Source organism: Pseudomonas sp. IzPS59 (assembly GCF_014863505.1).
Taxonomy (GTDB): domain Bacteria; phylum Pseudomonadota; class Gammaproteobacteria; order Pseudomonadales; family Pseudomonadaceae; genus Aquipseudomonas; species Aquipseudomonas kribbensis.
Genome location: NZ_CP062251.1, coordinates 942,400 through 955,607 on the forward strand (window position 1 = coordinate 942,400; position 13,208 = coordinate 955,607).

The 13,208-nt window shown below is 58.1% G+C and carries 12 protein-coding genes and 2 tRNA genes; 13 read left to right on the forward strand and 1 reads right to left on the reverse strand.

From position 1 onward, the window contains the following. Positions 1–80: 80 nt before the first annotated feature. The 3 genes from carB to IF189_RS04075 are packed head-to-tail and all read left to right on the forward strand — an operon-like array spanning position 81 to position 4,208. A complete protein-coding gene (gene carB / locus IF189_RS04065) occupies positions 81–3,302 on the forward strand; it encodes a carbamoyl-phosphate synthase large subunit (RefSeq protein ID WP_085711853.1) in 3,222 nt (1,073 codons plus the stop codon). Next, positions 3,299–3,775, forward strand: coding sequence for a transcription elongation factor GreA (gene greA / locus IF189_RS04070; RefSeq protein WP_085711852.1), 477 nt, complete (start codon positions 3,299–3,301; stop codon positions 3,773–3,775). The genes carB and greA overlap by 4 nt, the downstream gene beginning before the upstream one ends. A 28-nt stretch (positions 3,776–3,803) precedes the next feature. Further along, positions 3,804–4,208 carry an MFS transporter gene (locus IF189_RS04075; RefSeq protein ID WP_085711851.1) on the forward strand — a complete coding sequence of 135 codons (405 nt, stop codon included), beginning with the start codon at positions 3,804–3,806 and terminating at the stop codon, positions 4,206–4,208. Between the two features lie 9 nt (positions 4,209–4,217). Here the strand turns inward: IF189_RS04075 and IF189_RS04080 are convergent, their stop codons facing one another. After that, positions 4,218–4,526 carry a YhbY family RNA-binding protein gene (locus IF189_RS04080; RefSeq protein ID WP_011332401.1) on the reverse strand — a complete coding sequence of 103 codons (309 nt, stop codon included), beginning with the start codon at positions 4,524–4,526 and terminating at the stop codon, positions 4,218–4,220. 101 nt (positions 4,527–4,627) lie between these two features. On the opposite strand from IF189_RS04080, the gene rlmE reads away from it, so the two are divergent. From rlmE to nusA, 10 genes are all read left to right on the forward strand, one after another. After that, a complete protein-coding gene (gene rlmE / locus IF189_RS04085) occupies positions 4,628–5,257 on the forward strand; it encodes a 23S rRNA (uridine(2552)-2'-O)-methyltransferase RlmE (RefSeq protein WP_134825455.1) in 630 nt (209 codons plus the stop codon). A 202-nt stretch (positions 5,258–5,459) separates the two neighbouring features. Then, positions 5,460–7,370, forward strand: a complete 1,911-nt coding sequence (ftsH, locus tag IF189_RS04090; protein ID WP_085711849.1) for an ATP-dependent zinc metalloprotease FtsH — start codon at positions 5,460–5,462, stop codon at positions 7,368–7,370. An 8-nt stretch (positions 7,371–7,378) separates the two neighbouring features. Beyond that, a complete protein-coding gene (gene folP, locus IF189_RS04095) occupies positions 7,379–8,230 on the forward strand; it encodes a dihydropteroate synthase (RefSeq protein WP_192552876.1) in 852 nt (283 codons plus the stop codon). 16 nt (positions 8,231–8,246) lie between these two features. After that, positions 8,247–9,584, forward strand: coding sequence for a phosphoglucosamine mutase (glmM, locus tag IF189_RS04100; RefSeq protein ID WP_192552877.1), 1,338 nt, complete (start codon positions 8,247–8,249; stop codon positions 9,582–9,584). Between the two features lie 65 nt (positions 9,585–9,649). Further along, on the forward strand, positions 9,650–10,405 hold the full coding sequence (gene tpiA, locus IF189_RS04105) for a triose-phosphate isomerase (protein WP_192552878.1): 756 nt from the start codon (positions 9,650–9,652) through the stop codon (positions 10,403–10,405). 4 nt (positions 10,406–10,409) lie between these two features. Next, positions 10,410–10,793 (forward strand): preprotein translocase subunit SecG, encoded by a 384-nt coding sequence (secG, locus tag IF189_RS04110; protein WP_011332406.1) that lies wholly within the window; start codon positions 10,410–10,412, stop codon positions 10,791–10,793. A gap of 22 nt (positions 10,794–10,815) precedes the next feature. Next, positions 10,816–10,901, forward strand: a tRNA-Leu gene (locus IF189_RS04115). A 97-nt stretch (positions 10,902–10,998) separates the two neighbouring features. Continuing rightward, positions 10,999–11,075, forward strand: a tRNA-Met gene (locus IF189_RS04120). 138 nt (positions 11,076–11,213) lie between these two features. After that, on the forward strand, positions 11,214–11,672 hold the full coding sequence (gene rimP / locus IF189_RS04125) for a ribosome maturation factor RimP (protein WP_065260004.1): 459 nt from the start codon (positions 11,214–11,216) through the stop codon (positions 11,670–11,672). Positions 11,673–11,719: 47 nt separating this feature from the next. Continuing rightward, positions 11,720–13,201, forward strand: coding sequence for a transcription termination factor NusA (nusA, locus tag IF189_RS04130; protein WP_003221546.1), 1,482 nt, complete (start codon positions 11,720–11,722; stop codon positions 13,199–13,201). Positions 13,202–13,208: the final 7 nt, after the last annotated feature.

Consider the following 13,208-nt stretch of genomic DNA (forward strand, 5'->3'; position numbering starts at 1 on the left):
GGAACCGGCGGCCCCCTCGGGACTTCAGAAATCGATCAAGACGGCTTGCCGACTGACCTGCGGATTTGAGTGACAAACCCATGCCAAAACGTACAGACATTAAAAGCATCCTGATTCTCGGCGCTGGCCCGATCGTTATCGGCCAGGCCTGCGAATTCGACTACTCCGGCGCCCAGGCTTGCAAAGCCCTGCGCGAAGAGGGTTACCGCGTCATCCTGGTGAACTCCAACCCGGCCACCATCATGACCGACCCGGACATGGCCGACGCCACCTACATCGAGCCGATCAAATGGCAGACCGTTGCCAAGATCATCGAAAAAGAGCGTCCGGATGCGGTGCTGCCAACCATGGGCGGCCAGACCGCTCTGAACTGCGCCCTGGACCTGGAACGCGAAGGCGTTCTGGAGAAGTTCGGCGTAGAGATGATCGGTGCCAACGCCGACACCATCGACAAGGCTGAAGACCGTTCGCGTTTCGACAAGGCGATGAAAGCCATCGGCCTGGAATGCCCGCGTTCCGGTATCGCCCACAGCATGGAAGAAGCCAACGCGGTGCTCGAGCGCCTGGGCTTCCCGTGCATCATCCGTCCGTCCTTCACCATGGGCGGCACCGGTGGCGGTATCGCTTACAACCGTGAAGAGTTCGAAGAAATCTGCGCCCGTGGTCTGGACCTGTCGCCGACCAAGGAACTGCTGATCGACGAATCGCTGATCGGCTGGAAAGAATATGAAATGGAAGTTGTCCGCGACAAAAAGGACAACTGCATCATCGTCTGCTCGATCGAAAACTTCGACCCGATGGGCGTGCACACCGGTGACTCGATCACTGTTGCCCCGGCTCAGACCCTGACCGACAAGGAATATCAGATCCTGCGTAACGCCTCGCTGGCGGTACTGCGCGAGATCGGCGTCGAGACCGGCGGTTCCAACGTTCAGTTCGGCATCTGCCCGGACACCGGCCGCATGGTCGTGATCGAAATGAACCCGCGCGTATCGCGCTCGTCGGCCCTGGCTTCGAAAGCCACCGGTTTCCCGATTGCCAAGGTCGCGGCCAAACTGGCAGTCGGCTACACCCTCGACGAGCTGTCGAACGACATCACCGGCGGCAAGACCCCGGCGTCTTTCGAGCCGTCCATCGACTACGTCGTGACCAAGCTGCCGCGCTTTGCCTTCGAGAAGTTCGCCAACGCTGACGCTCGCCTGACCACTCAAATGAAGTCGGTTGGTGAAGTCATGGCCATCGGCCGTACCTTCCAGGAATCCCTGCAGAAAGCCCTGCGCGGTCTGGAAGTCGGCGTTTGCGGTCTGGACGAGAAAGTCGATCTGAGCAATCCGGAAAGCATGAGCGTGCTCAAGCGCGAACTGACCGTGCCGGGCGCCGAGCGTATCTGGTACGTGGCGGACGCTTTCCGCGCCGGCATGACCGTCGAAGAAATCTTCGGCATGAACATGATCGATCCGTGGTTCCTGGTGCAGATCGAAGATCTGATCAAGGACGAAGAGAAGGTCAAGACCCTGGGTCTGTCCGCTATCGACCGCGACCTGATGTTCAAGCTCAAGCGCAAAGGCTTCTCCGACCAGCGTCTGGCCAAACTGCTGGGCGTCACCGAGAAGAACCTGCGCACTCACCGTCAAAAGCTGGAAGTGTTCCCGGTCTACAAGCGCGTCGATACCTGCGCCGCCGAGTTCGCCACCGACACCGCTTACCTGTACTCGACTTACGAGGAAGAGTGTGAAGCCGCGCCGTCCGGCCGCGACAAGATCATGATTCTGGGTGGCGGTCCTAACCGTATCGGCCAGGGCATCGAGTTCGACTACTGCTGCGTACACGCCGCTCTCGCCCTGCGCGAAGACGGCTACGAAACCATCATGGTCAACTGCAACCCGGAAACCGTTTCCACTGACTACGACACTTCCGACCGTCTGTACTTCGAGCCGGTGACCCTGGAAGACGTGCTGGAAATCTGCCGCGTCGAGAAGCCGAAAGGCGTGATCGTCCAGTACGGCGGCCAGACTCCGTTGAAACTGGCTCGTGCCCTCGAAGCGGCCGGCGTGCCGATCATCGGCACCAGTCCTGACGCCATCGACCGTGCCGAAGACCGTGAGCGCTTCCAGCAGATGGTTGAGCGCCTGAATCTGCGTCAGCCGCCAAACGCCACCGTGCGCAGCGAAGACGAAGCTGTTCGCGCTGCCGCGAAGATCGGTTACCCGCTGGTGGTTCGTCCGTCCTACGTACTGGGCGGCCGTGCGATGGAAATCGTCTACAAGGAAGAAGAACTCAAGCGTTACCTGCGTGACGCGGTGCAAGTGTCGAACGACAGCCCGGTGCTGCTCGACCACTTCCTCAACTGCGCCATCGAGATGGACGTGGATGCGGTCTGCGACGGCAAGGATGTAGTGATCGGCGCGATCATGCAGCACATCGAACAGGCAGGCGTTCACTCCGGTGACTCCGCGTGCTCGCTGCCGCCGTACTCGCTGCCGGCGCACATCCAGGACGAGATGCGCGAACAGGTCAAGAAAATGGCCCTGGAGCTGGGCGTGGTCGGCCTGATGAACGTTCAGCTGGCGCTGCAAGGCGAAGACATCTACGTCATCGAAGTCAACCCGCGTGCTTCCCGTACCGTACCGTTCGTGTCGAAGTGCATCGGTGTTTCCCTGGCCATGATCGCGGCTCGCGTGATGGCTGGTAAAACCCTGAAGGAAATCGGCTTCACCAAGGAAATCATCCCGAACTTCTACAGCGTGAAAGAGGCGGTGTTCCCGTTCGCCAAATTCCCTGGCGTTGACCCGATCCTCGGCCCTGAGATGAAGTCCACCGGTGAAGTGATGGGTGTCGGCGACACCTTCGGCGAAGCCTTTGCCAAAGCTCAGATGGGCGCGAGCGAAGTACTGCCGACCGGCGGTACCGCATTTATCAGCGTACGTGATGACGACAAGCCGCTGGTTGCAGGCGTGGCCCGTGATCTGATCAACTTGGGTTTCGAAGTGGTCGCCACTGCCGGCACTGCCAAGCTGATCGAGGCTGCAGGCCTGAAAGTGCGTCGCGTGAACAAGGTGACCGAGGGTCGTCCGCACGTGGTCGACATGATCAAGAATGACGAAGTCACGCTGATCATCAACACCACCGAAGGTCGTCAGTCGATCGCTGACTCTTACTCCATTCGTCGTAACGCCTTGCAGCACAAGATCTACTGCACCACCACCATTGCTGCTGGCGAAGCCATCTGCGAAGCGCTGAAGTTCGGTCCCGAGAAGACCGTGCGCCGCTTGCAGGATCTACACGCAGGATTGAAGGCATGAATAAATACCCAATGACCGTCCAGGGCGCGAAAGCCCTGGAAGAGGAACACGCTCATCTGACCAAGGTCGTTCGTCCGAAGCTCAGCCAGGACATCGGTACGGCCCGCGAGTTGGGTGACTTGAAGGAAAACGCCGAATACCATGCCGCCCGCGAACAGCAGGGCATGGTCGAGGCGCGGATCCGTGACATCGAAGGTCGCATGCAGAATGCCGTGATCATCGATGTGACGACCATTCCGCACACCGGCAAGGTGATTTTCGGCACTACCGTCGAAATCGCCAACGTCGAGACTGATGAAAGCGTGACTTACCAGATCGTTGGTGAAGACGAGGCGGACATCAAGCTCGGCAAGATTTCGGTCGGCTCGCCGATCGCCCGCGCCTTGATTGCCAAGGAAGAGGGTGACACGGTCGTCGTAAAAACGCCGGGCGGCGATATCGAGTATGAGATTGTCGAAGTCCGTCACATCTGAAACAGGGCGCCCGCTGCAGGCGGGCGCCATGCTCTGGCAGTTGACCCAGATGTTGTGGGTCGGCGGTTTATGGCTGGTGCACCTCGGTCTGCGGCCGGTGCTGGGCCAGATTGGCCTGGCACCGCTGCTGATCGACGAAGTCGCCAGTGCGTTTGAAGTGCCGGTGGTAGGTTTTGCTGCCGTGTGTGTGGTTTTTCAGGCTTTGGTGCTGGTACGGGCCGAAGGCCTTGCCAGTCTATGGCGGGATTTTCGCGGGCAAGTGCTGCTGATGGCGTTGTATGCGAGTGCGATGTATGTCGCAGTGCGTGTCGGCTGGCCGGATGCGCAGCGCTGGCAGGTGTTCAGTTATCTTGTTCTGGGTTTTTCCGGGCTGGTACTGGTGTTGCAGCCGGTGCCGGGATGGAGTGGCAGGGTGCGCGAAGCACACCCTTGACCCTTTTCATCACTTGAAGCGATGAACGTTCGACAGTTGCTTGTTGACGCTGAAGTTCTTGCGGTAGATCAGTGCCATCTTGCCGATGACCTGAACCAGATCGGCCTTGCCGACCTTGCACAGCTCTGCAACGGACGCCAGGCGCGCCTCGCGATCGAGGATGTTGAGCTTGATCTTGATCAGCTCGTGATCCGCCAATGCGCGTTCGAGTTCGGCTAAAACACCCTCAGTCAAACCGTTGTCAGCCACCGTCAAAACTGGTTTCAGGTGGTGGCCGATGGATTTGTACTGTTTCTTCTGCTCTGGAGTGAGCGGCATAATCTGACCCTTTCGTCTGGATTCTGTAAAATGGCGGCCATTTTACCCGAGGGCTCGTGGATCCGCCCAATTAATCACGACCCTAATCAACGAGGTGCCCAATGGCGCGTTCCAAGACAAGCCTTGGTTGGCTGAAACGACATGTCAACGATCCTTATGTGAAGCAGGCGCAGAAGGATGGCTACCGCTCGCGTGCGAGTTACAAACTTCTGGAAGTCCAGGAGAAATACAAACTGATCCGCCCAGGCATGAGCGTGGTCGACTTGGGCGCGGCGCCCGGCGGCTGGTCTCAGGTCACCAGTCGGCTGATCGGTGGCCAGGGGCGTCTGATCGCCTCGGACATCCTGGAAATGGACAGCATTCCGGACGTGACCTTCATTCAGGGGGATTTCACTCAGGATGAAGTGCTCGCTCAAATCCTTGAGGCGGTGGGTAATTCACAGGTAGACCTTGTGATTTCCGATATGGCCCCCAATATGAGTGGTACGCCTGCCGTAGATATGCCGAAAGCCATGTTTCTTTGCGAGCTGGCGCTTGACCTGGCGGAGCGGATTCTCAAGCCGGGCGGTAATTTCCTGATCAAGATATTTCAGGGTGAGGGGTTCGATGTTTACCTGAAGGACGCTCGTCGGAAATTCGACAAGGTCCAGATGATCAAGCCGGACTCTTCCCGAGACAGTTCCCGCGAGCAGTACATGCTGGCTTGGGGTTATCGCGGTGGTAACGAGTAAAACGAAGTTTTTTGGCGGGGTGATAGGTTTTTCGTATTTCGCCCCGCGTGCATAAGCGAATATTGTGTAGAAAGTGTTTCACAAAGGGTTACAGACGGCGCCTGCCAGAGCTGTAGGTAATGTAGTAAGTTAGGCCGGTGAATATCATGCGAAGCGCGCGCCAGTAGCGGAGCTTGCTTCAGAGGGTAGTTAATTGAACGATATGGCAAAGAATCTGATCCTGTGGTTGATCATCGCGGCTGTCCTGGTGACGGTGATGAACAACTTCTCCAGCCCTAACGAGCCGCAGACCCTCAACTATTCCGACTTCATCCAGCAGGTCAAGGATGGCAAGGTCGAGCGCGTGGCCGTCGACGGCTACGTGATTACCGGCAAGCGCAACGATGGCGACAGCTTCAAGACCATTCGTCCGGCAATCCAGGACAATGGCCTGATCGGCGACCTGGTCGACAATCACGTTGTGGTCGAAGGCAAGCAGCCTGAACAGCAAAGCATCTGGACCCAGCTTCTGGTGGCCAGCTTCCCGATCCTGGTGATCATCGCGGTGTTCATGTTCTTCATGCGCCAGATGCAGGGCGGTGCGGGCGGCAAGGGCGGGCCGATGAGCTTTGGCAAGAGCAAGGCGCGTCTGCTGTCCGAAGATCAGGTGAAAACCACTCTGGCTGACGTTGCCGGTTGCGACGAAGCCAAGGAAGAAGTTGGCGAACTGGTCGAGTTCCTCCGCGATCCGGGCAAGTTCCAGCGCCTGGGCGGCCGCATTCCTCGCGGCGTGCTGATGGTTGGTCCTCCGGGTACCGGTAAAACCTTGCTGGCCAAGGCGATTGCCGGCGAAGCCAAGGTGCCGTTCTTCACCATTTCCGGTTCCGACTTCGTCGAAATGTTCGTTGGTGTAGGTGCCAGCCGCGTTCGCGACATGTTCGAACAGGCCAAGAAGCACGCCCCCTGCATTATTTTCATCGACGAGATCGACGCCGTTGGTCGCCATCGTGGCGCCGGCATGGGTGGCGGTCACGACGAGCGCGAGCAGACTCTCAACCAGTTGCTTGTGGAGATGGACGGCTTCGAAATGAATGACGGCATCATCGTCATCGCTGCAACCAACCGTCCTGACGTGCTGGACCCGGCGCTGCTGCGTCCGGGCCGTTTCGACCGTCAGGTAGTGGTCGGTCTGCCGGATATCCGTGGTCGCGAGCAGATCCTGAAGGTGCACATGCGTAAAGTGCCAATGGGTGACGACGTTGCTCCGGCCGTTATCGCACGTGGTACTCCGGGCTTCTCCGGTGCTGACCTGGCCAACCTGGTCAACGAGGCTTCGCTGTTTGCTGCCCGTGCCGGCAAACGCATCGTCGAGATGAAAGAGTTCGAACTGGCCAAAGACAAGATCATGATGGGCGCCGAGCGCAAATCCATGGTCATGTCCGAGAAAGAAAAGCAGAACACTGCCTACCACGAAGCGGGTCACGCTATCGTTGGTCGCGTCGTGCCCGAGCATGATCCGGTCTACAAAGTGTCGATCATCCCGCGCGGTCGTGCGTTGGGTGTGACCATGTTCCTGCCGGAAGAAGATCGCTACAGCCTGTCCAAGCGCGCGCTGATCAGCCAGATCTGCTCGCTGTACGGTGGTCGTATCGCTGAGGAAATGACCCTGGGCTTCGACGGTGTGACCACCGGCGCCTCCAACGACATCATGCGTGCCAGCCAGATTGCACGGAACATGGTGACCAAGTGGGGCCTGTCTGAAAAACTCGGTCCGTTGATGTATGCGGAAGAAGAGGGCGAGGTTTTCCTCGGTCGTGGCGGTGGCGGTCAGAACGCCAGCTTCTCGGGCGAAACCGCCAAGCTGATCGACTCGGAAGTGCGCAGCATCATCGATCAGTGCTACGGCACCGCCAAGCAGATCCTGACCGACAATCGTGACAAGCTTGATGCCATGGCAGATGCCTTGATGAAGTACGAGACGATCGATGCTGAGCAGATCGACGACATCATGGCGGGTCGCACGCCTCGCGAACCTCGTGACTGGTCGGGCGGCACCGGCACTGGCACGCCTCCTCCGGTGGTTCAGGATGAGCGTCCGGAAACACCGATTGGCGGTCCGGCTGCTGACGTTTAAGGTTTGAAATGACTTCTGTACCGTCCCTGACCCGGTTGCCTTGCGGCAACCGGGTTCTTGATTTGGCCCGGACGCATGTCATGGGCATTCTCAATGTCACTCCCGACTCCTTCTCCGATGGTGGCCGATACAGCCAGCTTGATGCGGCCCTGCGTCATGCTGAGGCAATGGTGTTGGCCGGTGCGACGCTGATCGATGTTGGCGGAGAGTCCACTCGGCCTGGTGCGCGAGCGGTTTCGCCACTCGAAGAGCTGGAGCGTGTGGCGCCGATCGTGGAGCTGATCAATCGCGAGCTGGATGTGATCATCTCTGTCGATACGTCGACTCCGGCGGTCATGCGGGAAACTGCGCGACTGGGTGCCGGGTTGATCAATGACGTGAGGTCGCTGCAGCGTGACGGTGCACTGGATGCCGCTGCAGCCACCGGGTTGCCGGTCTGTCTGATGCACATGCTGGGTGAGCCAGGTGACATGCAGGACAATCCGCAATATCAGGATGTCACCCGGGAAGTGAGTGAGTTTCTCGCCGAGCGTATGGAGCGATGCGCTTCGGTTGGCATTCCTGCCGAGCGGATCATTCTTGATCCTGGCTTCGGCTTCGCCAAAACCCTGCAGCACAATCTAAGCTTGTTCAAGCACATGGATGCCCTTCATGCATTGGGGCGGCCTCTGCTGGTTGGTGTCTCGCGAAAAAGCATGATTGGACAGGCCCTGAATCGCCCGGTGGGCGAGCGTCTGTATGGTGGTCTGGCCCTGGCCGCACTGGCATCGGTCAAAGGCGCGCGTATATTGCGCGTCCATGATGTGGCAGAAACGGTGGATGTCGTACGCATGATCGCGGCCGTGGAATCAGCCGAATAAGAATGATGGAGCACTTATGAGCAAGAAATACTTTGGTACCGACGGCATTCGTGGTCGTGTCGGTGAATACCCGATTACTCCTGACTTCATGCTCAAGCTCGGCTGGGCTGCGGGTATGGCATTCCGAAAAATGGGTGCCTGCAAGGTGCTCGTCGGCAAGGACACGCGAATCTCCGGTTACATGTTCGAATCGGCGTTGGAAGCCGGCCTGACATCGGCGGGTGCTGATGTGATGCTGCTCGGCCCGATGCCGACGCCGGCTATTGCCTACTTGTCGCGCACCTTCCAGGCTGAAGCCGGCATTGTGATCAGTGCATCGCACAACCCTCACGACGATAACGGCATCAAGTTTTTCTCCGGTCGCGGCACCAAGTTGCCGGATGAGCTGGAGCTGATGATCGAGGAGTTGCTCGATACGCCAATGACCGTTGTCGAGTCGAGCAAGATCGGCAAGGTCTCGCGAATCAACGACGCGTCCGGCCGATACATCGAGTTCTGCAAGAGCAGTGTGCCGACCAATACCAGTTTTGCAGGTCTCAAGATCGTGATCGACTGTGCACACGGAGCGACCTATAAAGTCGCGCCAAGTGTGTTCCGCGAGCTGGGCGCTGAAGTCGTGGTGCTGTCCGCGCAGCCGAACGGTCTGAACATCAACGACAACTGCGGCTCCACTCATATGGGGCCGTTGCAGGCGGCGGTGCTGGCCGAGCACGCTGATCTGGGGATTGCATTCGACGGTGATGGCGACCGGGTACTGATGGTCGATCACACGGGTGCAATTGTTGATGGTGACGAGCTGATCTTCATTATTGCGCGTGACCTGCATGAGCGTGGCAAATTGCAGGGTGGCGTGGTCGGTACGCTGATGAGCAACCTTGGCCTGGAGTTGGCGCTGGCGGACCTCGGTATTCCTTTCGTGCGTGCAAATGTCGGCGACCGTTATGTGATTGCCGAGCTGCTTGAGCGCGATTGGCTGGTGGGTGGCGAAAACTCGGGGCATGTTGTCTGCTTCAATCACACCACGACAGGTGATGCGATCATCGCGGCCCTGCAGGTGTTGATGGCGCTGAAAACCCGAAACGAGGGCCTGGCGCAAACCCGTCAGGCGTTGCGCAAGTGTCCTCAGGTGTTGATCAATGTCCGTTTCGGTGGCGGCGACAGTCCGCTCGATCACCCGGCTGTCAAGGAAGCCAGCAAGCGTGTGACCGGCGCGATGGCGGGTCGTGGGCGTGTGCTTCTGCGCAAGTCCGGGACAGAGCCTCTGGTACGTGTCATGGTCGAAGGCGAGGACGAAACCCAGGTTCGCAGCTATGCCGAAGAACTGGCAAAACTGGTAACTGAAGTTTCTGCCTGATACGGCTTGCCAGCCATGATTGTGTTGGGTAACATCTGCGCCCACTTTGACCGACGAGGTACAGCATGCGTCGCCCTATGGTAGCTGGTAACTGGAAGATGCACGGTACCCGCGCCAGCGTCGCTGAGCTGATCAACGGCCTTCGTCATCTGGCCTTGCCAAGCGGTGTTGATGTCGCGGTATTCCCGCCTTGCCTGCATATCAATCAAGTGATTGATGGTTTGAAAGGAAAGTCGATTTCGGTCGGCGCGCAGAATTCTGCGGTGGAATCGATGCAAGGTGCATTGACCGGTGAAGTTGCACCGAGTCAGTTGGTGGATGCAGGTTGTTCCCTGGTGCTTGTCGGGCACTCCGAACGCCGCCAGATCATGGGCGAGCGAGACGGAATGCTGAATCGCAAGTTCGCAGCGGCACAGGCGTGTGGCTTGATTCCGGTGTTGTGTGTAGGGGAAACCCTGGAGCAGCGCGAAGCCGGAAAAACTCTTGAAGTTGTCGGGCGTCAGCTGGGCAGCATCATCGAGGAGCTGGGTGTCGGTGCTTTTGCCAATGCAGTGATCGCTTACGAGCCGGTCTGGGCCATTGGTACCGGGCTGACTGCAGCGCCGCAGCAGGCTCAGGATGTGCATAAAGCCATTCGCGAGCAGTTGGCGGCAGAGAATTCTGAAGTCGCGCGAGGTGTGCGGCTTCTATACGGCGGCAGCGTGAAGGCGGCCAATGCGGTCGAACTGTTCGGCATGCCGGATATCGATGGGGGGCTCATTGGTGGAGCTTCCCTGAATGCAGATGAGTTCGGTGCGATCTGTCGCGCCGCGGGAAACTGAAAAAATGCTGGAAACAGTCGTAGTCGTTTTTCATCTGCTGGGTGCATTGGGCGTAGTTGCTCTGGTTTTGCTGCAGCAGGGTAAGGGTGCGGACGCTGGCGCGTCTTTCGGAGCAGGTGCTTCAAATACTGTGTTCGGAAGCCAAGGTTCCTCTACCTTTCTTAGTAAGTTTACTGCTATACTTGCCGCCGGTTTCTTCATAACCAGCTTGGGGTTAGGATACTTTGCTAAAGAGAAGGCTCATCAGCTGACTCAAGCAGGTTTGCCAAATCCGGCAGTGTTGGAAGTTCCAAAGCAACAACCGGCTTCTGATGATGTCCCGGTGCTTCAAGAGCAAAAGTCGGCTACTCCAGCGACTGACGTGCCTCCAGCTCAAGAGCAGAAGTAAGAAGAGTTTCAAACGTAGTATTGCCGAGGTGGTGGAATTGGTAGACACGCAACCTTGAGGTGGTTGTGCCCATAGGGTGTAGGGGTTCGAGTCCCCTTCTCGGTACCAATTAGTCAGGAGAGCCCGCTGTTGCGGGCTTTCTTGCAGGTGGAAGGTTACATTGACCCTACTGGGGATCGGTCGTATACTTCCGCCCCAGCTTTGTCGCGGGGTGGAGCAGTCTGGTAGCTCGTCGGGCTCATAACCCGAAGGTCGTCGGTTCAAATCCGGCCCCCGCAACCAGTTTAAGGAGCCCCTTTTAAGGGGCTTTTTGTTAGCTGGACACTTTCAACGCCGCTGTTCGACGGCGTTTCAAGGATGGGCGTTTCGCCCATTTTTTTATTTTGCAAAGCATGCACATACATGCACGAGGGGGTTCAGGTGTCGAGCAAGCTAGAAGAGTTGCAGGCCTTGTTGGCCCCGGTGGTCGTGGCCCTGGGCTATGAATGCTGGGGTATTGAGTTCTCGGCTCAAGGTCGTCACTCAATGTTGCGCGTTTATATCGATAAGGAAGGCGGCGTACTGGTGGACGATTGCGCCATCGTCAGCCGTCAGATCAGCGGTGTGCTGGATGTTGAAGATCCGATCTCCGTTGAATACACCCTTGAAGTTTCCTCGCCTGGCATGGAACGCCCACTGTTCACTCTTGAGCAGTTTGCCAAATTTGCCGGTGAACAAGTAAAGATCAGGCTGCGCTCGCCTTTTGAAGGACGACGCAACTTTCAGGGCCTTCTGCGCGGTGTAGAAGAACAGGATGTCGTGGTGCAGGTAGATGACCATGAGTTCCTGTTGCCGATCGATATGATCGACAAGGCCAACATTATTCCCAGTTTTGACTGAGACGCGGATCCCGCGGATCCAATGGCTTGCGAAAGGCGAGGCGTACGATGAGCAAAGAAGTACTGCTGGTTGTTGAGTCGGTATCCAATGAAAAGGGCGTACCGGCAAGCGTAATTTTTGAAGCGCTGGAGCTGGCTCTGGCCACTGCTACCAAAAAGCGTTTTGAAGACGAAGTTGATCTGCGTGTGGAAATCAATCGCCACACCGGTTCTTACGAAACTTTCCGTCGCTGGACGGTCGTCGAAGAGAATGATCTCGATGATCCGGCCATCGAAACCTGGCCAAGCAAGGTTGCTGAAACGCATCCTGGCGCCAAGGTTGGTGACGTCGTCGAAGAAAAGATCGAATCCATCGAATTCGGCCGCATTGCTGCGCAGACCGCCAAGCAGGTCATCGTGCAGAAAGTGCGCGAAGCCGAGCGCGCTCAAGTGGTCGACGCTTATCGCGAGCGCCTGGGAGAAATCATCTCCGGCACCGTGAAGAAAGTGACCCGCGACAACGTGATCGTCGACCTGGGTAATAACGCTGAAGCGTTGCTGGCCCGTGAAGACATCATCTCTCGCGAAACCTTCCGTGTTGGCGTGCGTCTGCGTGCGCTGCTCAAGGAAATCCGCACCGAGAACCGTGGCCCGCAGCTGATCCTGTCGCGTACTGCGCCGGAAATGCTGATCGAGCTGTTCCGTATCGAAGTGCCGGAAATCGCTGAAGGCCTCATCGAGGTCATGGCCGCTTCCCGTGATCCGGGTTCGCGCGCCAAGATCGCCGTCCGCTCCAAGGACAAACGCATCGACCCGCAGGGCGCGTGCATCGGTATGCGCGGTTCGCGCGTCCAGGCCGTGTCGGGCGAGTTGGGTGGCGAGCGTGTCGACATCGTCCTGTGGGACGACAACCCGGCGCAGTTCGTGATCAATGCCATGTCGCCGGCAGAAGTGGCGGCCATCATCGTTGACGAAGATGCCCACGCCATGGACATCGCCGTTGGCGCAGACAATCTGGCTCAGGCCATCGGTCGTGGTGGTCAGAACGTGCGTCTGGCGAGCCAGCTGACTGGCTGGACCCTGAACGTGATGACCGAATCGGACATCCAGGCTAAGCAACAAGCGGAAACCGGCGACATCCTGCGCAACTTCATCGACGAGCTGGAAGTCGACGAAGAGCTGGCTCAGGTGCTGGTTGACGAAGGCTTCACCAGCCTGGAAGAGATTGCCTACGTACCGTTGGAAGAAATGCTCAACATCGACGGCTTTGACGAAGACATCGTCAACGAGCTTCGCGCTCGTGCCAAGGATCGCTTGTTGACCAAAGCCATCGCTACTGAGGAAAAGCTGGCAGACGCCCATCCGGCCGAAGACCTGCTCTCGCTTGAGGGTATGGACAAGGATTTGGCGATGGAACTGGCGGTGCGCGGCGTAATTACCCGCGAAGACCTGGCCGAGCAGTCTATTGACGACCTGCTCGACATCGACGGCATTGACGATGATCGTGCCGGCAAGTTGATCATGGCCGCCCGAGCCCACTGGTTCGAGTAATTAGGCG